The sequence below is a fragment of the Streptomyces smyrnaeus genome (assembly GCF_017676345.1).
In the GTDB taxonomy this organism is placed as follows: Bacteria; Actinomycetota; Actinomycetes; order Streptomycetales; family Streptomycetaceae; genus Streptomyces; species Streptomyces smyrnaeus.
Genome location: NZ_JAFFZM010000020.1, coordinates 79,361 through 99,588 on the forward strand (window position 1 = coordinate 79,361; position 20,228 = coordinate 99,588).

Consider the following 20,228-nt stretch of genomic DNA (forward strand, 5'->3'; position numbering starts at 1 on the left):
ACCCGCACGTCCCGTACGGCTCTCGCGACCTCCACGCCTCACTGACGGACCAGACAGGGGAGACCACCGTCATGCCGACCCCGAGCCAGCCAGGAAGCGGCGCGACCGGAGACATACCGGACGACGCCGGCGCGCCCGACGCGCCGGTCACCGGAGCCGCCACCGGCACCAGTTCAAGCACGACAGACGGCGCGACCGCGACCGCGCCGAAGACAGCGAGCAGCACGGCGCAGGCCGCCGCCGACGCGGCGCCCGCCCGTACACCCGCCGAGCAGACGTCCGCCGAGCGCAGCGGCGCCGGGACCGCGGTCGGTAAGGGGGCCTCGGCGCTGCGCCGCCGCCCCTGGATCGCCGCGCTGTTCCTGCTGCCGGCCCTGGTCGTCCTGGGAGCGCTGGTCGTCTACCCGATCGCGTTCTCGGTCTTCCGCAGCTTCATGAACGCCGACGGCTCCAGCTTCGTGGGGCTGGACAACTTCACGGAGCTGTTCACCGACGACAGCACGCTGATCGCCTTCCGCAACAATCTCGTCTGGGTGATCGTCGCACCCGCGGTGTGTACGGCACTCGGCCTGATCTTCGCCGTACTGACCGAGAAGGTGCGCTGGGGAACAGCTTTCAAGCTGCTGGTCTTCATGCCGATGGCCATCTCCATGCTGGCCTCGGGCATCATCTTCCGGCTCGTCTACGAGCAGGACCCGGACCGGGGCGTGGCCAACGCGATGTGGACCACCGTCCACGACACGTTCGCCGAGACCTCGCCCTGGCCGGACGCGCGTCCGCGCACCGACGCGCCGCTGACCATCTCCAAGGGCGCCTACACCACCAAGGACACCGTCGACGCCGGCAGCCCGGCCCACCTTCCGCTGGTGGGCATTCCGCCCAAGGAGGCGGGCGACGCGGCAGTCGCCAAGAAACCCGCCAAGGCCGAGGGCGGCCAGATCACCGGCGCGGTGTGGCTGGACTTCGTCAAGGGCGGGCGCAGCGAGCACGGCGTCATCGACCAGCAGGAAAAAGCGCTGGCCGGCATCAAGGTGGAGGCGGTCAAGGACGGCCGCAAGGTCGCCGAGGCCACCACGGGCGAGGACGGCACCTTCACCCTCCCGGCCGCCGCCGACGGCGCCAAGCTGCGGCTGCCCGCCTCCAACTTCGCGGCGCCCTACAACGGTATCGACTGGCTCGGCCCCACCCTGGTGACGCCGGCCATCATCGGGTCCTACGTGTGGATGTGGGCGGGCTTCGCGATGGTGCTGATCGCGGCGGGCCTGGCCGGTGTGCCGCGTGAGCTGCTGGAGCAGGCACGGGTCGACGGCTGCAACGAGTGGAAGGTCTTCCGCAAGGTCACGGTGCCGCTGCTGGCGCCGGTGCTCGGCGTCGTCACCGTCACCCTGATGATCAACGTCCTCAAGATCTTCGACCTCGTCTACGTCATCGCGCCCGGCGCCACCCAACGGGAGGCCAACGTCCTGGCGCTCCAGCTGTATCTGAAGTCCTTCGGTGGCAGCCCGGACCAGGGCGCGGGCAGCGCGATCGCAGTGGTCCTGCTGCTGCTCGTCGTGCCGGTCATGATCCTCAACATCCGCCGTCTGCGCAGGGAGTCCCGCCGATGACCACGCTGACCGCCCCTGGCGCGTCCTCTCAGCCGACGGCTCCGGCACCGGAAGCCGCCGCTCCCAAGACCTCGGCCGCCGCGCGGGTGGCCGCCTTCACCGGCCACTGGGCAGTGCGCTTCGCACTGGTCGTCATCGGTCTGTTCTGGCTGATGCCGACGGCCGGGCTGCTCAGTTCGTCACTGCGCGACCCGGCGGATGTCTCCATATCCGGCTGGTGGAACATCTTCGACCTGAACGGCAGCTTCCCCTGGATCCTGAACAAGGATCAGCTGACCACCTCGAACTACGACGCGCTGTTCGCCAACGACCAGGTGATGAGCTCGCTGTGGACCACCGTGCTGATCACCGTTCCGGCCACCGTGCTGGTGGTGGTGATCGGCGCGCTGGCCGGGTACGCCTTCGCCTGGATGGACTTCCCCGGCCGCGACTGGTGGTTCCTGGTCGTCGTGGGGCTGCTGGTGGTGCCGGTGCAGGTGGCGCTGGTACCGGTCGCCAAGCTCTTCAACACCCTGGGCATCTTCGAGACGACGGCCGGTGTCGTCCTCTTCCACACGGCCTTCGGCCTGCCGTTCGCCATCTTCCTGCTGCGCAACTTCTTCGCGGAGATCCCCCGCGAACTGCTGGAGGCGGCACGGCTGGACGGCGCCGGTGAGATCCGGCTGTTCACCCGGGTCGTGCTGCCGCTGGGCGGCCCGGCCATCGCCTCGCTGGGCATCTTCCAGTTCCTGTGGGTGTGGAACGACATGCTGGTCGCGCTGATCTTCGCCGACTCGACGAACCCGCCGATCACGGTGGCGCTCCAGCAGCAGATGCGGCAGTTCGGCAACAACATCGATGTGCTGGCGCCGGGCGCCTTCATCTCGATGCTGGTACCGCTGGCGGTCTTCTTCGCCTTCCAGAAGCAGTTCGTCTCCGGTGTGATGGCGGGCTCCGTCAAGTAGCCTCGCCGTCCACCCGCGGCCGCCCCCGCCCCCGTACCCCTTCCGGGACGGGGGCGGTCGCATGTGAGAACACCAGCGTGCGCGTCCCCCAGAAGCGCACGGCGGTGCCCAGCACCATGCCGACGCCGACACCGGAGACGGTGTCGGCGAAGACGGAGGTGAGACCCAGCAGATGCCGGGAGACGCCGAGGCAGCCCAGCTGCACCGCGCCACCCGCCGCGTTGACCAGCACGAAGACGGCGAATCTGCGCCAGCCGCCGGCCACCTTGCGCTCACGCAGCCGGTAGGGACCCAGCGCGTTGCCCGCGTAGGCGACGGCCGCACCGGCGAGGAACGAGAGCGCCTTCGCGTACATCGGTTCCATTGCGGCGGGGCCGCGGAGGTAGAGGAACGTGCCGAGGTCGGCGGCGAAGGCGAACACGCCGACGGCGGCGAACCCCGCGAACTCTGTGCAGAGGGCTTGCGGCCGGCTCATCGCTGGGCCCGCAGATCTTGCGTACCCCGCATGGGGGCTGCGCTTGCCCACCCTGCGCCCCTGGCGCAGACTGCCCAAGCTTCGCGGATTCCTTCAAGGGGCGCGGGGAACTGCGCGACCGGCCACGACGCGCCCGCAGTCCGCGAACAACCGACAGGGGCACCCCCTTCCCGGAGCATGCCCTACAGCCCCGCAACCGACAGGCCGTACAACACTCCCCAGCACACAGCTGTGACGGCCAGCGGGCGGTCCCGCAGCAGAACGTCCTCCGGAGACCCCGCACTGCCGCGGTCCACAAAGACCCCGTACCGCAGGACCGCGCAGATCAGCGGCACCATCGACAGCTGGCGGCACAGGGAGACACCGGCGCCCGCATCGGTTCCCAGAGCCCAAAGGCAGTACGCGAGTACTGCCACCCCCGCCGCGAGCTGCCACACGAAGCGCAGATAGCCGACGGTGTACTCGCGCAGCAGCGCCCTGGTGCCGCCCTCGCCCTCCCCCATCAACAGCGCTTCCGAGTAGCGCTTGCCCGCCACCATGAACAGCGCGCCGAATCCGGCGGTGATCAGGAACCAACGGGAGAGCGGGATCCCCAGCGCCAGCCCGCCGGACATCGCCCGCATCACGAACCCGGCCGTCACCACGGCCAGGTCGACCACCAGAACGCGCTTGAGCCGCAGGCAGTAGGCGATCTGCATGACCACATAGGCCGCCAGCAGGGCCGCGGTCGCCGTGTTGCACAGCAGCGCGGCGGCGCCCGTCGCGGCCACGGCGAGCACGGAGCCCAGGGCGTAGGCGAGCGGCACCGGGACGGTCCCGGCGGCGACCGGGCGACGGCACTTGTCGGGGTGCGCCCGGTCGGCCTCCGCGTCGCGCGCGTCGTTGAGCAGATAGACAGCTGCCGCCGCCGCGGTGAACAGGATGAAGACGAGGGCCAGTTCGAGCACCGTGCGCATGGAGGCCAGCTCGCCCGCGGCGGCGGGTGCCGCGACGACCAGCAGGTTCTTCACCCACTGCCGGGGCCGTGCGGTCAGCAGCAGCCCGCCGGGGAGGGTGCCGGCGAACCCGGCGGGGCGGGTGGGCGCGGCGGCGAGGGGGTGCGGTTCGGCGCCGCCGCCCTCTGCCGGGCCGGCCAGTTCCTGCCCGGGCGAGCCGGTCAGTGTGGAGCGTTCAGCCATGCGGGCGCCCCCTCCCCCGCGGGCGGCGGCTGCCCAGCCGTACGGTCAGCGCGCCCAGCACCGCGCCCGCCAGCACATCGGAGGGGTAGTGGACGCCCGCGACCATCCGGGAGACACACATCAGCGCGGCCAGCGCCGTCAGTGGTGTGCCGTGCCGCCGTCCGCCGAGCGACCCGTGCCGCAGCCCGCCCAGGGCCAGTGCGGCGGCGCTGGCGGAGGCTGCGTGCGAGCTGGGGAAGGAGTGCGCTCCCGCCGTCCGTACCAGCGGGGCGCGGCCGGCCGGTCCGGGGCGCGGGCGGCGCACGACCCGCTTGATCCCCATGCTGGCCAGGTGCGCGGCGCCCACGAGCGCGGTGCCCTTGAGCCAGCGCTCCCGCTGGGTACGGTCGGTGGCGGCGCCGGCGAGTCCGACCAGGAGCCAGACGGCGGCGTGCTCCCCGCTCCAGGACAGGGCGCGGGCCGTGCCGGCCACCCGGGCGTCGTCCGCGCAGTCGCCCAGGGCGCACAACAGCCGCCGTTCCCACTGCCCCCATCGTCGGGCCGTTCTCGCTGCCACGCTGAAGACTCTGCCGCGCCCCGCGCCGCCACAGGCCCAGCCGCGGTCCGACACTCGGCCTTTCACCCTTTCAGCGACACCAGCGGCACGGCTTCCCCTCCCTCGCATTTCCCGGCGCTTACCGTCACGTTCATGCCCGTTCAGCACATCCGGCGCGCCGCGCCCGCGCCGCCCGACCGCACGGCCCGGCTGCTGACCGGCTGGGGCAGAACGGCTCCCACCGGCGCCCGGGTGCTGCGCCCGCGCACCCGGCAGGAGGCGGTGGAGGCCGTCCTGGAGTGCGGGGCCCGCGGCAGCATCGCGCGCGGGCTGGGCCGCGCCTACGGGGACGCGGCGCAGAACGCGGGCGGCACCGTGCTGGACACCACCGGCCTGGACCGGGTGCTGGCCATCGACGCGGCAGGCGGCACGGTGACCTGCGAGGCGGGGGTCAGCCTGCACCGGCTGATGACGGTGCTGCTGCCGCTGGGCTGGTTCGTCCCCGTCACCCCGGGGACCCGCTATGTGACCGTCGGCGGGGCGATCGGCGCGGACATCCACGGCAAGAACCATCACGTCTGCGGCTCCTTCACCCGCCATGTGCGCTCCTTGGAGCTGCTGACCGCCGACGGGCAGGTGCGCGAGGTCACGCCGGGCAGCGAGCTGTTCGAGGCGACAGCGGGCGGTATGGGTCTGACGGGGCTGGTGCTGAGCGCGACGGTGACGCTGCTGCCGGTGGAGACGTCGCTGATGACGGTGGACACCGAGCGGCTGCCCGACCTGGACTCGCTGCTGGCCACGCTGACCGCCACCGACCACCGCTACCGCTACTCGGTGGCCTGGATCGATCTGCTGGCGCGCGGCACCGCGGCCGGGCGCGCCGTGCTCACCCGCGGCGACCACGCACCGCTGGAGGCGCTGGAGGGCCCGGGGCGACTGGCGCGCGCGGCGTGCCGGGACCCGCTGGCCTTCCGGCCCGGGCGGCTGCCGCCCGCACCCCGCGCCGTACCCAACGGGCTGCTGCGCGGCAGCACCGTCTCGGCCTTCAACAAGCTCTGGTACCACAAGGCGCCGCGCCGCCGTAGGGGTGAGCTGCAGCGCCTCGCCTCGTTCTTCCACCCGCTGGACGGGCTGCCGCACTGGAACAGGGTCTACGGCAGCGCGGGCTTCGTGCAGTGGCAGTGCGTGGTCGGGCACGAGCACGACGACGCGCTGCGCCGCATCGTGCGGCTCATCTCGCGCCGCTCGTGCCCCTCCTTCCTCGCCGTGCTCAAACGGTTCGGTACCGGGGACCCGGGCTGGCTCTCCTTCCCCACCGAGGGCTGGACGCTGGCGCTGGACGTCCCGGCCGGGCTGCCCGGCCTGGCGGACTTCCTCGACCTGCTGGACGAGGAGGTCGCCGTCGCCGGGGGACGGCTGTATCTGGCCAAGGACGCACGGATGCGGCCCGAGCTGCTGCCCGCGATGTACCCGCGGCTGGACGACTTCCGCGCGCTGCGTGCCCGGCTGGACCCGCGCGGCCACTTCACCTCGGACCTGGCACGGCGGCTGTCGCTGTGAGCGGGACCCCAATGTGCAAGGAGCACCCATGAAGGACGCCTTCGGTTCCCCGCAGTCGCTGCTCGTGCTGGGCGGCACGTCCGAGATCGCGCTGGCGACCGTGCGCCGCCTGATGGCCCGCCGGGCCCGCACGGTCTGGCTCGCCGGGCGGCCGGGAGCGGGGCTGGACTCGGCGGCGGCCGGGCTGCGGGAGGAGGCCGCCGCGCACGGCGCGGAGGTCGCCGTCCGTACGGTCCCGTTCGACGCGCTCGCTCCCGAGACCCACGAGGAGGTGCTGGAGAAGGTCTTCGCGGAGGGCGACATCGATCTCGTCCTGCTCGCCTTCGGCGTCCTGGGCGACCAGCAGGGCGACGAGCAGGACCCGATGGCGGCGGTGCGCGTCACCCGGACGAACTACACCGGCGCCGTCTCTTCCGGGCTGGTGTGCGCCAAGGCGCTGCGTGCCCAGGGCCACGGCTCGCTGGTGGTGCTCTCCTCGGTCGCGGGCGAGCGGGCCCGCCGCGCCAACTTCATCTACGGGTCCAGCAAGGCGGGCCTGGACGCCTTCGCCCAGGGGCTCGGGGACGCGCTGCACGGCAGCGGGGTGCATGTGCTGGTCGTACGGCCCGGGTTCGTGCACACCCGGATGACGGCGGGGCGGGCGCCGGCTCCGCTGGCCACCACGCCGAGCGCTGTCGCCGAGGCGATCGAGCACGGGGTACGGCGGAGGGCGCCGGTTGTGTGGGTGCCCTCCGCACTTGGACCCGTGATGAGTGTGCTGCGCCATCTGCCGCGCCCCCTCTTCCGGCGGCTGCCCGGTTGAGGGGCTGCCGCTTCCGAGGTTTGCGGGATGCGGGTTGTGTGTGGCTGGTGGGGGCAGTTCCCCGCGCCCCTTCGGGGAGCCGCGCCGGGATGTGGGCCCTCGCAACATATGGGATAAATCAGATTAATCGGCCCGTAAGGCGGAGCCGGCCGTCGACCCCGCGGATTGGCCATGCCTCGTTTCAGCGTGATCGTGCCCGTCCACCAGGTGCAGGCATATCTGCACGAGTGCCTCGACTCCGTGCTCGGGCAGTGCTTCGGCGACTTCGAACTGATCGCGGTCGACGACCACTCCCCGGACTCCAGCGGCGAGATCCTGGACGCCTACGCCGCCGCCGACTCCCGGGTGACCGTCATCCATCTGGCGCAGAACGGCGGACTGGGCCCGGCACGCAACACCGGCACCGCACGCGCCCGCGGCGACTATGTGCTCTACCTCGACAGCGACGACACCATGGCGCCCGGCACCCTGCGGGCGCTGGCCGAGCGGCTGTCGGCGACCAGCGACCCGGACGTGCTGGTGTTCGACTACGCCCCCGCCTACTGGGACGGCTCCCTCGGGCCCGCCGCCCACCCCCCTGTCCTGGGGCCCGACGCGGGGCCGGCCGTGTGCACCCTGGCCGAGCGGCCCGAACTGCTGCGACTGCCCGCCTTCCCCTGGTCCAAGGTCTACCGCCGCGACTTCCTGCTCCGCGAGAACCTGACCTTCCCGCCCGGTACCTACGAGGACACTCCCTGGAACTTCCCCGTCCTGCTCACCGCGCGCACCATCGCGACGCTGGGCAGGGTCTGCGTGCACTACCGGCAGCGGCGCGGCGGCAGCATCCTGACCACCACCGGACGCCGCCACTTCGACGTCTTCGACCAGTACGACCGGCTGTTCGCCTTCCTCGGAACGCGGCCCGAACTGGAGCGCTGGCGGCCCCATCTGCACCAGCGGATGACCGACCACTTCGCCACCATCCACAGCAGCCCCGGCAGACTGCCCCGCACGGCCCGCGCCGAGTTCCTGCGCCGCGCTCGCTCGCACTGCCGCCGCCACCGGCCCGCACCCGGCGCGGTCGGCCCGCCCGACACCACGGCCCGGCGGCTGCGGCGGCTGCTGGTGCGGTGCGGCGCGCACCGCACCTTCCGGCTGCTCTCACACGCCGGCCGGGCACGCCGCCTGCTGGGCGCCCGGCTGCGCACGGCGCGCTCCCGGCTGCGCACGGCGAGACTCCGCTGCCACTACCTCCTCCAGCGACGCCGCCCGCTCGATCCGAGGCTGGCCGTCTTCGACGCGTACGGGGGCCGCGGCTACTCCTGCAACCCGGCGGCGATCGAGGCGAAGGCCCGCGAGTTGGTCCCGGACATCCGCACGGCCTGGATATGCACCCCCGACCACGCGCACACCCTCCCGCCCGGCGTAGGGCACATCCGGCCGGGCTCGGCGGCGTACTGGACGGCGCTCGCCCGCGCCCGGTTCCTCGTCAGCAACGTCGACCTCCCGCACGGCTACCGCAAACGGCCCGGCCAGATCCTTGTGCAGACCCACCGCGGCACTCCGCTCAAGCACATGGGCCTGGACCTGATGGCCTACCCGGCCGCCACGGACGGCACAGGCGACGCAGGCGCTACGGGCGGCACGGATTTCGCGCGGCTGCTGGAGCACACCGACCGCTGGGACTACAGCCTGTCCGCCAACCCGCACTCCACACTGGTGTGGGAGCGCGCCTACCCCTCGCCGTACACCACGCTGGAGTTCGGCCAGCCGCGCAACGACATCTTCCGGACCGCGACCGCCGCCGACGTGGCCCGTATCCGTGCCGAACTGGGCATCCCCGACCGGGTGACGGCCGTGCTGTACGCGCCCACCCACCGCGACTACCAGCGCGGCCGGCAGCCCTGGCCCGATCTGGCCCGGCTGGTGGCCGCGCTGGGCCCCTCCTACGTCGTCCTGTTCCGCTCGCACCCCCTCCACGCCGGCGAGGGCCTGCCGTGCGAGCCGCCCGGAGGGCTGATCGATGTGACGGCCCACCCCTCGGTCGAGGAGCTGTGCCTGGCCTCGGACGTACTGGTCACCGACTACTCGTCCCTGATGTTCGACTACGCCAACCTCGACCGGCCGCTGGTGATCCACGCCCCCGACCAGGAGGCCTACCGGGCGGCGCGCGGCACCTACTTCGACATCACGGCCATGGCTCCGGGTCCCGTCGCGCGCCACGAGGACGAACTGATCGACCTCCTGGCGACCGGCGCCCACGCCACCGAGCACGCCCGCGCCCGGCGCGCCGCCTTCCGTCGTCGGTTCTGCCCCTGGGACGACGGGCACGCGGCCGAACGCGTGGTGCGGCACGTCTTCCTCGGCGCGGGCCCGCCCGCCGTGCGCGGCCGAGTCCTCTCGGCATCGGACGCTCCCGGTCCCGCCTCCCCCGCACAACCGACGCCTCTTGCCCCTCTCGCAGCGAAGGACTGGTGGTCATGCCCCGCTTCAGCGTCGTCGTACCGGTGTTCAAGGTCCAGGGCTACCTGCGCGAGTGTCTCGACTCGGTACTCGGCCAGTCCTTCACCGACCTCGAACTCATAGCCGTCGACGACCACTCGCCCGACCACAGCGGCGCGATACTCGACGAGTACGCGGCGCGCGATCCACGGATGCGGGTGCTGCACCTGCCCGAGAACGGCGGACTGGGGCCGGCCCGCAACATCGGCGTCGAGCACGCGTGCGGCGACTATCTGCTCTTCCTCGACAGCGACGACAGCTACCTGCCGGGCGCGCTCGCAGCGATCGACCGACAGCTGGCCGCCTGTGGCGACCCGGACGTGCTGATCTTCGACCACCAGCGCTCCTACTGGGACGGACACACCGAGGCCAGCTCGTACGGCGAACAACTGGCGGCGGTCGGCACCCAGACCTTCACCGTGGCGGAGAACCCCGAACTGCTCACGCTCTTCCACGTCGCCTGGAACAAGGCCTACCGGCGCACGTTCTATCTGCGCGAGGGTTTCCGCTTCGAGCCCGGACTGTACGAGGACGCTCCGCTGTCGAACGAGGCGCTGGTGTGCGCCGGGTCCATCGGCTGCCTGCCGCGCGTCTGCGTCGACTACCGGCAGCGGCACCAGGGCGCCATCACCCGCTCCCCGGGACGCCGGCACTTCGACATCTTCCCGCAGTACGCCTCCCTGTTCGCCTTCCTGGAGCGCCGGCCGGAATTGGCGGCACACCGCCCGCTGCTGTTCGAACGGGCCGTCTCGCACCTGATCTTCTGCATACGGCACCGCGAACGGGTACGGCCCGCCGACCGGCGCGCCTTCTTCCGGGAGGCCGCCCGCCTCTACCGCACCCACGTGCCGCGCGGTTTCACACCGCCGCGCCACCGGGCCCGCGACTGCCGGCTGCTCGCCCACAACGCCTACGCCCTGTTCGCCGCACGGGAGTCGCTGCGCCGCACGGCCGGGCTCGCCCGGCGCTGCGCCCGCGCGGCCCGCCCCCCGCTCGCCCGCGCCCACCACGGCCTCTACTACGCCCTCCAGCGGCTGCTGCCCCTCTATCCGGACGTGGCCGTCTACTCCGCGTACTGGAACCGCGGGCCGGCCTGCAATCCGCAGGCGATCGAGGCCAAGGCCCGCGAGTTGGCGCCGCACCTGCGCAGCGTGTGGGTCGTCCGCCAGGACGCCGTCCCCTCCCTGCCGCCCGGCACCGACCATGTGGTGCCCGGCTCGCGGCGCTACTGGCGGATGCTGGCGCGCGCCCGGTACTTCGTCAACAACGTCAACTTCCCCGACCACCTGGTGAAGCGGCCGGGCCAGGTGCATGTGATGACCCACCACGGCACCCCGCTCAAGACGATGGGCCTGGACCAGCAGCCGTACCCGGCCGCGGCCCAGATGGACTTCGGCAGGCTGCTGCGCCGGGCGGGCCGCTGGGATGTGAGCGTCACCTCCAACCCGCACTCGGCCGAGGTGTGGGACCGCGTCTTCCCCTGCGGCTACGAGGATCTGCCGGCGGGCTATCCGCGCAACGACCGCTACGCCTCCGCCACCGCCGAGGAGGTCGCCGCCGTCCGCGCCCGGCTGGGCATCCCGCGCGGCCGGATCGCCCTGCTGTACGCGCCCACGGCCCGCGACTACCGCAAGGGGTTCGTCCCCCACCTGGACCTGGAGCGGCTGAGCGCGGGGCTGGGCGAAGAGTACGTGTTGCTGGTGCGTACGCACTACTACTACGGGCGGGACAGCGTGCTGCGCGACCTGCACACCCGCGGACTGGTGCGGGACGTCTCCCGGCACCCGTCGGTCGAGGACCTGTGCCTGGCGGCGGACGCGCTGGTCACGGACTACTCGTCGCTGATGTTCGACTACGCCAACCTCGACCGGCCGCTGGTGATCCACGCCCCCGACTGGGAGAGCTACCGCGACACCCGCGGCGTCTACTTCGATCTGCTCTCCGGCCGCCCCGGCGAGACCCCCGGCCCCGTCACCCGCACCGAGGACGAGCTGACAGCGGTCTTCCGCAGCGGCACCTGGTGCGGCCCGGAGGCCCGCGCCCTGCGGCGCGCCTTCCGCGCCCGCTTCTGCCCCTGGGACGACGGCCGCGCCGCCGAACGCGTCGTACGCCGCGTGCTGCTGGGGGAGCCCTCTTCGAGCCTGCCGCCGTTGCTTCCGCCGGACGAGCGGCGCCGGGCGCCCACCCCGCAGGAGGCGGAGGCCGACGTGGCGGCGACCCCGCAGGCCGCCCACGACCTGGGCGTCGCCCCGGAGCCCTTCAGCTGACCCTTTCAGTCGGCCCCTTCAGCTGATCGCGTCCGCACGGCGCGCGGTCAGCTGAAGGGGCCGGCCGCGGGCCGTCAGTCCAGCATCGCCGCCATCAGGCGCCGTACGGCGGGGAAGCGCCCGACCGTCGGCGGGCGGGGAGTGCGCGCCGGGTCGGCGGCGATCTCCGCGCACAGCGCGGCCACATCCCCGCGCCAGGCCAGCTCCAGGGTCCGGCGGCGGCGGGGGTCGATCCGCTCCAGCACCCCGTCGCCGTAGGCGCCGATCAGCCGGGCCGCGCCCGTGCAGACCGCCTCCCGCTCCTGGGGCGGGAGCGCGGCGAAGTCCGCGCCGAACAGCTGGAAGAGTTCGACGTGGAAGTGGCGTTTGTGGAAGGCGTCACGCAGCGGCCCGGGGGCCAGGAAGCGGCAGGTGGCCTCGAAAAGCCGCTCCGTGCAGCTGAGCCGGGTCGCGGGGCCGGCGCGGAAGGTGATGTTGCTGGAGTCGGTGCGGCGGACGGCGAAGTAGTACGGCTCGTCGGCCAGTACGGAGATCCGGGCGGCGCGTACACACGCCTCCAGCACGAACGGCTGGTCGCTGAAGGCGGGCATGGACTCGTCGTAGCGGATGCCGTGCTCCTCGATCAGGGAGCGGCGGAACAGCTTGGTGTTGGACAGCGCCCACGGCAGCCCGTCGCCGACCAGCCGGATGACCGGTGCCGTGCGGCTGAAGACACCAGTGGGGACGGTGCGTTCGCCGATCGGCACCATCTTGCACAGCAGCACGTCCGAGCGGCAGTTGTCGGCCATGGTGACCATGCGCTCCAGCGCCACGGGCGCCAGATGGTCGTCGGCGCCGAGGAAGAAGACGTAGCGCCCGGCGGCCAGCCCCAGGCCCCGGTTGCAGGGAGCTGCCGGGCCGCCCGAGTTGGGCTGCCGCACGGTGGTGAACAGGCCGGGGTGCTGGGCGGCGAAGCGTTCGATCTCCTCGGTACTGCCGTCGGTGGAACCGTCGTCGACGACGATCACCTGGGTCCGCCGCCGCCCGAGCGTCTGCTCGACGAGGGAGGACAGGCAGCGGGTGAGGTACGGCATCGTGTTGTGGACGGGGACGACGACGCTGACGTCCGGGCGGTCCGGGCGGGGCCCGGGCCCGGTGGTCATGCGCGCACCACCCCTCGCCCGGCGCCGTCCCCGATGACCACCCGGCGTACACCCGCCCACAGCGCCGGGTCGGTGACGCGGCGGCCGTCGACCAGCACCCGGACGCCCGGCAGCTGGTCGGCGGACAGCTCGCGGTAGGCGGGGTGGTCGGTCTGGACGACGGCGGCGGTCACCCGCTGGCCGGTGTGCGGGCGCAGCCCCATGTCGGCCAGCTCGTGCGGCTCGTACAGCGGGTCGGAGACGTAGGGGCGCGCTCCCCGCGCGCGCAGCGCCGACACCGTGGGGAAGACGCCGGAGAACGCGGTCTCCTTCACCCCGCCCCGGTAGGCGGCGCCCAGTACCAGCACCTCGGCCCCGCTCAGATCGCCGTAGGCGTCGGCGAGCAGGTCGACGGCGTGCTCGGGCATGGCCTCGTTGGTCTCGCGCCCGGCGCGTACGACGGCCGCCGCCGGGTCGTTCCACAGGTACATGCGCGGGTAGACGGGGATGCAGTGGCCGCCCACGGCGATGCCGGGGCGGTGGATGTGGCTGTAGGGCTGGGTGTTGCAGGCGTCGATGACGGCCTCGATGTCCACACCGGACCGGTCGGCGAACCGGGCGAACTGGTTGGCCAGCGCGATGTTGACGTCCCGGTAGGTCGTCTCGGCCAGCTTCGCCAGCTCGGCGGCCTCCGCCGAGCCCAGGTCCCACACCCCGTTGGGCCGGGGCAGCTCCTCGCGGACGTCGAAGTCCAGCACGGACTCGTAGAAGCGCACACCGTCCTTGGCCGAGTGCGGGCCGATGCCGCCGACCAGCTTGGGGTAGCGGCGCAGATCGGCGAAGACCCGCCCGGTGAAGACCCGTTCGGGCGAGAAGACCAGCGAGAAGTCCCGCTCCGGCAGCAGCCCCGAGCCCTCGCCGAGCATCGGCGCGAAGCGGTCGCGGGTGGTGCCGACCGGCAGCGTCGTCTCGTAGCTGACCAGGGCGCCGGGGCGCAGCCCGGCGGCGACGGCCCGGGTCGCGGCGTCCATCGCACGGAAGTCGGGCGTGCCCCGCTCGTCGACGAACAGCGGTACGACCACGACCACGGCCTCCGCGTCGGCGACGGCCTCCGTGGTGTCCGTCGTCGCCGACAGCCGCCCGGCCTCGACCGCTTCGGCCAGCCGTTCGTCCAGGCCCGCCTCACCGGGGAACGGCACCACCTTGTCGTTGACGCTCGCCACCACCCGCGCGTCGGTGTCCGCGCCCGTCACGCGGTGTCCCTTGGCCGCGAACTGGACGGCCAGCGGCAGTCCGATCTTCCCGAGCGCCACCACACAGATCCGCATTCCGGTCTCCTTCTGGCTGTTCCTGATGGTCCCGCCGCTCCTGGGCCGCCGACTGGAGCAGCTGGGTGTAGATCCGGTCGAGGGTGCGGGCCTGCGCCTCCCAGGTCCACCGCTCCAGCAGCCCGGGGCGCTCGTAGGCCGCGCGGTAGCGCTCCGGGTCGTCGAGCACCGCCCGCACGGCGCGTACGTAGTCGGCGGTGTCCTCGGCGCGGAAGACCTCGCCCTGCCCGGTCTCCAAGGTGGTGGCCGCCATCGTCTTGACGTCACTGACCACCAGCGGCAGCCGGGCGTGCGCGTACTCGAAGAACTTGGTGATCAGCGCGATCTCGTGGTTCGTCCAGTGGTGCAGCGGAATCGCGCCCACGTCCGCCTCGGTGAGGAAGGGAACCACCTGCCAGTAGGGCACGTACGGCAGCACATGCAGCCGGTCGGCCACCCCGAGCGCCGCCGCCCGCGCCCGCAGCTCACGCGGATACCCGGCGGCGGGCTTGGGGACGACCAGCGCCGTGTGCACCCCGGGCAGCGCGGGCAGCGCCTCCACCATCGTGTCCAGACCGCGCTGCGGCGCGGCGGCACCGCTGTAGACGACCAGCGGTGTGTCGGTGCCGATGCCGCACAGGGCGCGCAGACTCGGCACGGCGCTGTCGGCGGCGCCCTCCTGCGCCTCGTAACGCGCCTCGCACGAGCTGCGGCGGGTGGTGTGCTGCTCCGGGGCGTTGAGGACGACGGCGGGCTCCTCGGCCAGCCGGTGGGAGCTGCGCAGCAGCGCCGCGAGGGTGCCCGACACCGTGACGGCGGCGTCCGCGCAGGGCACGTACTCGCGCTCGTGCGCCAGATGGGCCGGCAGCCACCGCACATCGTTCTGCCAGGGCCGGACGCCGGGCAGATACTCGTGCGCGTCCCACACCAGCTTCACCGGCCGCCCCTCGGCCGCCGCACGGACCTTGGCGCGCGCTCCCACGCCCAGCATCCGGAAGTCGTGGGCGTGGATGATGTCCGGCCGCAACTCGTCCACCACCCGGCCGTAGGCCAGCTCGAAGTCGTAGAGGCTCGGCCACAGCCTGCGCCAGCAGCGCTCCTTGAGGGTGCGCTGCCACCAGGCCACTGCCGCGCGGTCCAGCAGTGTGCCGGTGCCGCGCAGCGCGGTCCTGCGGTCGAGCTGCCGGGTACGGAAGCCGACCCAGCGCTGGACGAGCCGGGCCGCGGCGCGCGGCAGCGCGAGCCGGGCGGCTGCGTACGGCCGGACGAGCCGGGCGGCGGCACGGGGGAGCGCCACGGGGGACGGGCGACGGCTGCGGGCGAGGGCTCCGGTGGCGGCGGCTCCCGCGGTCAGCGCGGCGCGCCGGGTGCGCAGTTCGTCGCGCCACGCCTTGACCCGCTGCACCCGGTAGGGCGCGGTGCCCGGCCGGTAGGCCAGCGGCCGGGTCAGCAGCGGGCGGCGCGCCGTGCGGGGCGGGTGCGCCAGCGGGGTGGGTACCGGCAGCAGCCGTACCTGGGCCGGGCCGATGCGCCAGGAGGCGGGCCGCCCGTCGGGGGACCGGCCCAGCAGCGTCACCTCCCACCCGGCCTCGGCGGCCGAGCGGGCGGTCTTCTGCACCCGGGAGTCACCGACCACCCCGTTGCACACCAGCATCACGATCCGGCCCCGCCGCCCGGCGGGCCGCTCCGGTGCCGGGGTGTCGCTCGTCCCGGGGCCGCTGTCGGACTCCACGGCTTCCCCTCTCTGTTGTCGGCTGCCGCTCTCTGTCGTCGGCTGCCGGCCGCTGCGGCCTCAGCGCAGGAAGCCGTCCAGTACATCGGCCGTGTAGGTGCCGTCGTGGTAGGTGCGCACGTACTCGGCGGACTCCTGCGCCGTCCGCATCGCCAGCTCCCGGTCGTCGAGCAGGGATTCGACCGCGCCACGCAGCGTGGCCGGGGTGGCGTTGACGATGGGCGGCCGGATACCGACCGACCGGTGCAGCCGCTCGTCCAGGAAGGCGATGACCGGCCTGCCCGCGGCCATCCCCTCGCAGGCGAACGTGCCGTAGGTGCCCACCGCGAACTGGTCGACGACGATGTCCGCCTCCTTGACCAGCTCCTGCACCTCGACCCAGGGCACCCCGGTCGCCATCCGGAACTCGATCAGGCCCCGCCGGTCCATCTCCTCCAGCACCGGCACCACCTGCTCGGTGCCCTTGGTCCAGCGTTTGGAGGGCGCGTGCACCACCACGGGGCGGGCCCGCTCCATGGCGGGGCGCTCGCTCGTCCAGCCGTCGACGTCGACCACCAGCGGGGCCCAGCGCGCGCCGGGCAGCTCCTCCAGCAGATCGGGGGTGGTCACGAACTGCGGCAGCCCGCTCTGCGCCGCCATCCGCCGGTTGCGGGCGCTCTTCTTCGCCAGCGCCCGCAGGATCGCCTCGTCCGCCGCGTGGAAGAGCGAGTTCTCGTAGCGGCTCATATGCCGTTGCGGGTCGCGGACGTCGCTGCCGTGCGCCAGCAGCGCCACCTTGATTCCGGCCGCGGACAGGGAGGGCAGGTCGTCCTGGATGTGGCCGCCGTTGAGTCTGCCCAGCGCCGGGGTGAAGGAGTCGGCCAGGTAGTGGGTGTAGGAGCCCAGCACGCGGCGCGCCCGGTCGAGCTGGAAGCCCAGGTCACCGGTGCGCTCGCCGACCGCGTAGATGTCGGCGGGGTAGATGACGCTCTGGTCGTGGGTGTGCATCACCACCTCGGCCGACAGGTCCTGGCGCCGCTCGCACAGCGCCCGCGCGAACCCGGCCAGCTGGCCGGCCGAGTTGGCGCAGCCCATGCCGAGCCGCACCGGAGTGCTGTCCAGCGACCGCCAACCGGCGGGGACACCACCGGGGGTGGCCGGCTCCGGCGGCGGCGCCGCCCGCCCCGGGGCGCCCAGACCGGGCTGCTCGGAGGCCGACCACGGCACGCTGCGGGGCGCGAGCCTGGCGGCGGCCGCCTGGCCCGCGAGCCGCTCGTAGAGGTCCAGCAGCCCGGCGGACTGCTGCTCCCAGGACAGTTCCCGCAGCAGCGGCTCGGTGATCCGCGCGGCCAGGGTGCTGCGCTGGGCGAGGCCGCGCTGCACGGCGGCGACGAAGGAGGGCACGTCCTCGGTGACGTACACCTCGCCGACGCCGGTGCGTTCGACGAAGTTGCGCAGCGTCCGCACCCCGCTGGTGATCAGCGGCAGTCCGGCGTGCAGATACTCGGCCGCCTTGGTGGGCAGCGAGATCTCGCAGTTGGGCACGTGCCGGAAGCAGATCACACCGAGGTCGGCCGAGGAGAGGTAGTCGGGCACCTGCTCCTGCGGCACATACGGCACCACATGCACCCGCTGCCGGACGCCGAGTTCGTCGGCGCGGGCCAGCAGCCCCTGGAGGGTCGCGTTCTGTTTGCCCGCGACCAGCGCCAGATGCGCGTGCGGCAGCTGGGCCAGGCCCTCCACAGCGGTGTCCAGGCCGCGCTCGGGGCCGATCCACCCGGCGTAGACGAGCAGCGGCACATCCGGGCCCAGCCCGCAGGCGTCCCGCACCGAGACGCGCTCCCCGGCGTAGGCGCTGACGGTCTCGCGTACCGGCGCGTTGGCGACGACCAGCGGCTCGGCGGGCAGCGCGTAGGCCTCCCGCAGAATGCCCGCCAGCTCCCCGGAGACGGTGACCACGGCGTCCGCCCTGCGGATGAACTCCTCCTCCACTCCGGGGAAGGCGCCGGCCCGCACCGCGTCCGGCCACTCCACACCGCGGACGTACTCGTGCGCGTCGTACAGCCAGCGGGTGGGCACCCCGCGGGCGCGCAGCCGGGCGGCGCTGCGCGCGCCCACGGCGATCATCAGATGGTCGTTGGCGTGGATGACGTCCGGCTCGATCTCCTCGATGACCGGGCCGAACGCCAGGTCGATGTCGAGGAGTTCGGGCCAGTCGACACGCCAGTCACCGGTCGGCTTCGGCGGCCCGGCGGCCCGGCGGCGCTCCCACTGGTAGGCGCGCCCGCGGCCCTTGTGCGCGTACCGGCGGACCCGCACCCACCCCTTGAGGGCCTCCCGGGCCAGTTGCCGGGCGAGCGCGGACGGCAGCGCCTCCGGCGTACGCAGCCCCTGCGGCGCGGGCCGTCCGCCCGAGGGCGCGCCGAGCCAGCCCACGCGCGCCGTCTGCTCGCGCACCCACGCGGCGTGCGCGGCGCGCGCCCGTACCCAGGCGGAGTCGTCGGGCAGTCCGAACTGGGTGAGGCGGCTGCGCAGCTGGGGGCGGCGGCGCTCGGCCGCCACCACGGCCCGCATGTGCGCCGAGACCGGCACCTTGATGACGCGGACGGGACCGAGCACCGACTCCTCGCGCCGCTTGGAGGGGCTGCGGCCGATCAGCGTCACGTCCCAGCCCGCCCTGGCCGCGGCGATCGCGGTCTTCTGCACCCGGGAGTCGCCCGTGATGGTGTTGCCGACGACGACCGCCAGCCGCGGCCGCCCCCGGGGGCGCTCGTCCCCGGTACGCGCCGCGCTCTCGCCCATCCGCCCCTCGGCCGCGTCGGGCGCTTCCGGGGCGTTGCTGCCGCGCGCCGTCCGGCGCCGGATGATGCGGTGCGTTGGCTTCATGCTGTGTGCTCCGCGGCGGTGGGGGCGGTGCGCTCGGTGCGGGTGGGGGCCACCTCGACGGGCTCGCGGGGGACCTCGACGGCCTCGGCGGCTGCCACACGGTCGACAGGCTCCATGTGCTCAGCGGGCGCCAGTGGCTCGACGGGCGCCATGCGCTCGACCGGTTCCAGGGGTTCGACCAGTGGGGCCGCATCCCGTGCGCCGTCCGCCGGCGGGGCCGCCTCGTTCGCCGACTCCAGCACGGCGGCCGACACCTGCACCGTCCGCAGCCCCTCGCGGGCCGTGACGATGCCGCTGCCCTGCCCCGTACCGTTGCGTACCGCGTCGCGGAACCGCTCGTGCTCGACGAGCAACGGCTCCCGCTTGGCGAAGGCGTACCGCACGGTGTCCCCCTCGGCCACGCCGCGGAAGGCCCGCAGCGCCTCCCACTCGGTGGCCACGGCGCCGTTGGCGTGGAAGGTCAGATCGGCGGTGAGGGTGTCGGCGACGAAGCAGCCCCGCTCCCCGGTGACGGCGGTGAAGCGCTCCTTGAGCGGGCTGAGCCAGTTCACCAGGTGGCTGACCATCGTGCCGTCGGTCAGGGAGCCGACGACCGCGACCATGTCCTCGTGCTCCCGGCCGCTCTTGGAGAGGGTGCGTGCCGCCAGCGAGGCGTAGGCCTGCCCAGTGACCCAGCTCGTCAGGTCGATGTCGTGGGTGGCCAGATCCTTGACCACTCCCACGTCGGCGATGCGGTGCGGGAAGGGGCCCTGCCGGCGGGTGACGACCTGGAAGACCTCCCCCAGCTCCCCGGCCTCCAGCCGCGCCCGCAGCTGCTGGAGTGCCGGATTGAACCGCTCCACATGACCGACCCCGGCCACCAGCCCGCGCTCCTCGAAGGCGTCCACCAGCCGCCGCGCCGCCTGCGGCGTGTGCGCCAGCGGCTTCTCGATGAGCGCGCACACGTCGTGCGCGGCGAGCTGGAGACCGACCGCCTCGTGCAGCGCCGTCGGGCAGGCGACCACCGCGTAGTCGACGCCCAGCGCCAGCAGGTCGGCCACCTCGGACAGCACCGGTACGCCGCACACGGCCGGCACGCTGCCGTGCGGGTCGCCCGCCGGGTCGACGGCGCCGACGAACTCCACGCCCTCCAGCGAAGAGAGGATCCGCGCGTGGTTTCGGCCCATCGCGCCCAGCCCGATCAGCCCGGCACGCAGCCGCGCGCCGTCGGGCCGGTGCCCGACGGGCTGCTCGGCCGGTACGGGCGCCGCGGTGCCGGTCCCGGGGCCGTACGCCACCGGGGGCACGGTGGTCTTGGGGGCGTTGGCCGTGGGCGCCACGGGGGCCTTCGCCGCCGCCGTCGCTCTTATCGCCG

14 protein-coding genes are annotated in these 20,228 nt (G+C 73.4%); 6 read left to right on the plus strand and 8 right to left on the minus strand.

Annotated features, from left to right (window positions below):
- Positions 1-71 precede the first annotated feature (71 nt).
- Together JW613_RS28045 and JW613_RS28050 are read left to right on the plus strand one after the other, a co-directional pair.
- Positions 72-1,607 carry a carbohydrate ABC transporter permease gene (locus JW613_RS28045; protein ID WP_245226405.1) on the plus strand — a complete coding sequence of 512 codons (1,536 nt, stop codon included), beginning with the start codon at positions 72-74 and terminating at the stop codon, positions 1,605-1,607.
- The gene (locus JW613_RS28050) at positions 1,604-2,551 is read left to right on the plus strand and encodes a carbohydrate ABC transporter permease (protein WP_099881479.1); all 948 of its coding nucleotides are present in this window, start codon (positions 1,604-1,606) and stop codon (positions 2,549-2,551) included. The genes JW613_RS28045 and JW613_RS28050 overlap by 4 nt, the downstream gene beginning before the upstream one ends.
- On the opposite strand, the gene JW613_RS28055 is transcribed toward JW613_RS28050, so the two are convergent.
- From JW613_RS28055 to JW613_RS28065, 3 genes are all read right to left on the minus strand, one after another.
- Positions 2,544-3,026 (minus strand): GtrA family protein, encoded by a 483-nt coding sequence (locus JW613_RS28055; protein WP_209213669.1) that lies wholly within the window; start codon positions 3,024-3,026, stop codon positions 2,544-2,546. The genes JW613_RS28050 and JW613_RS28055 overlap by 8 nt on opposite strands.
- A 182-nt stretch (positions 3,027-3,208) precedes the next feature.
- Positions 3,209-4,204: a decaprenyl-phosphate phosphoribosyltransferase gene (locus tag JW613_RS28060; RefSeq protein ID WP_209213670.1), complete on the minus strand. Its 996-nt coding sequence runs from the start codon at positions 4,202-4,204 to the stop codon at positions 3,209-3,211.
- A complete protein-coding gene (locus JW613_RS28065; RefSeq protein ID WP_307866070.1) occupies positions 4,197-4,760 on the minus strand; it encodes a phosphatase PAP2 family protein in 564 nt (187 codons plus the stop codon). The genes JW613_RS28060 and JW613_RS28065 overlap by 8 nt, the downstream gene beginning before the upstream one ends.
- Before the next feature lie 132 nt (positions 4,761-4,892).
- Between JW613_RS28065 and dprE1 the strand changes: the two genes are divergently transcribed.
- The 4 genes from dprE1 to JW613_RS28085 all read left to right on the plus strand — a co-directional run bounded on the left by dprE1 (position 4,893) and on the right by JW613_RS28085 (position 11,849).
- The gene (gene dprE1 / locus JW613_RS28070; protein WP_209213672.1) at positions 4,893-6,299 is read left to right on the plus strand and encodes a decaprenylphosphoryl-beta-D-ribose oxidase; all 1,407 of its coding nucleotides are present in this window, start codon (positions 4,893-4,895) and stop codon (positions 6,297-6,299) included.
- Between the two features lie 28 nt (positions 6,300-6,327).
- On the plus strand, positions 6,328-7,101 hold the full coding sequence (gene dprE2 / locus JW613_RS28075) for a decaprenylphospho-beta-D-erythro-pentofuranosid-2-ulose 2-reductase (protein WP_209213673.1): 774 nt from the start codon (positions 6,328-6,330) through the stop codon (positions 7,099-7,101).
- A gap of 171 nt (positions 7,102-7,272) precedes the next feature.
- The gene (locus JW613_RS28080; protein WP_209213674.1) at positions 7,273-9,666 is read left to right on the plus strand and encodes a bifunctional glycosyltransferase/CDP-glycerol:glycerophosphate glycerophosphotransferase; all 2,394 of its coding nucleotides are present in this window, start codon (positions 7,273-7,275) and stop codon (positions 9,664-9,666) included.
- Positions 9,561-11,849: a bifunctional glycosyltransferase/CDP-glycerol:glycerophosphate glycerophosphotransferase gene (locus JW613_RS28085; protein ID WP_209213675.1), complete on the plus strand. Its 2,289-nt coding sequence runs from the start codon at positions 9,561-9,563 to the stop codon at positions 11,847-11,849. The genes JW613_RS28080 and JW613_RS28085 overlap by 106 nt, the downstream gene beginning before the upstream one ends.
- A 74-nt stretch (positions 11,850-11,923) precedes the next feature.
- On the opposite strand, the gene JW613_RS28090 is transcribed toward JW613_RS28085, so the two are convergent.
- Genes JW613_RS28090 through JW613_RS28110 form a run of 5 tightly spaced genes read right to left on the minus strand, consistent with a single transcriptional unit; the run spans position 11,924 to position 20,040 of the window.
- Positions 11,924-12,991, minus strand: coding sequence for a glycosyltransferase family 2 protein (locus tag JW613_RS28090; protein ID WP_209213676.1), 1,068 nt, complete (start codon positions 12,989-12,991; stop codon positions 11,924-11,926).
- Positions 12,988-14,268, minus strand: coding sequence for a nucleotide sugar dehydrogenase (locus tag JW613_RS28095; RefSeq protein WP_307866074.1), 1,281 nt, complete (start codon positions 14,266-14,268; stop codon positions 12,988-12,990). The genes JW613_RS28090 and JW613_RS28095 overlap by 4 nt, the downstream gene beginning before the upstream one ends.
- Complete coding sequence (locus JW613_RS28100; protein WP_372448010.1) at positions 14,153-16,009, minus strand: glycosyltransferase; 1,857 nt, start codon at positions 16,007-16,009, stop codon at positions 14,153-14,155. Before JW613_RS28100 ends, JW613_RS28095 begins: the two co-directional genes overlap by 116 nt.
- A gap of 60 nt (positions 16,010-16,069) precedes the next feature.
- A complete protein-coding gene (locus JW613_RS28105) occupies positions 16,070-18,874 on the minus strand; it encodes a glycosyltransferase family 4 protein (protein ID WP_209213678.1) in 2,805 nt (934 codons plus the stop codon).
- Positions 18,871-20,040: a Gfo/Idh/MocA family oxidoreductase gene (locus JW613_RS28110; protein WP_245226423.1), complete on the minus strand. Its 1,170-nt coding sequence runs from the start codon at positions 20,038-20,040 to the stop codon at positions 18,871-18,873. Before JW613_RS28110 ends, JW613_RS28105 begins: the two co-directional genes overlap by 4 nt.
- Positions 20,041-20,228: the final 188 nt, after the last annotated feature.

Coding starts and splice junctions, on each gene's coding strand:
- dprE2 (WP_209213673.1), top strand. CDS start 6,328: ATGAAGGACGCCTTCGGTTCCCCGCAGTCGCTGCTCGTGCTGGGCGGC.
- JW613_RS28110 (WP_245226423.1), bottom strand. CDS start 20,040: ATGGGCCGAAACCACGCGCGGATCCTCTCTTCGCTGGAGGGCGTGGAG.
- JW613_RS28060 (WP_209213670.1), bottom strand. CDS start 4,204: ATGGCTGAACGCTCCACACTGACCGGCTCGCCCGGGCAGGAACTGGCC.
- JW613_RS28080 (WP_209213674.1), top strand. CDS start 7,273: ATGCCTCGTTTCAGCGTGATCGTGCCCGTCCACCAGGTGCAGGCATAT.
- dprE1 (WP_209213672.1), top strand. CDS start 4,893: ATGCCCGTTCAGCACATCCGGCGCGCCGCGCCCGCGCCGCCCGACCGC.
- JW613_RS28050 (WP_099881479.1), top strand. CDS start 1,604: ATGACCACGCTGACCGCCCCTGGCGCGTCCTCTCAGCCGACGGCTCCG.
- JW613_RS28090 (WP_209213676.1), bottom strand. CDS start 12,991: ATGACCACCGGGCCCGGGCCCCGCCCGGACCGCCCGGACGTCAGCGTC.
- JW613_RS28085 (WP_209213675.1), top strand. CDS start 9,561: ATGCCCCGCTTCAGCGTCGTCGTACCGGTGTTCAAGGTCCAGGGCTAC.
- JW613_RS28055 (WP_209213669.1), bottom strand. CDS start 3,026: ATGAGCCGGCCGCAAGCCCTCTGCACAGAGTTCGCGGGGTTCGCCGCC.
- JW613_RS28045 (WP_245226405.1), top strand. CDS start 72: ATGCCGACCCCGAGCCAGCCAGGAAGCGGCGCGACCGGAGACATACCG.
- JW613_RS28105 (WP_209213678.1), bottom strand. CDS start 18,874: ATGAAGCCAACGCACCGCATCATCCGGCGCCGGACGGCGCGCGGCAGC.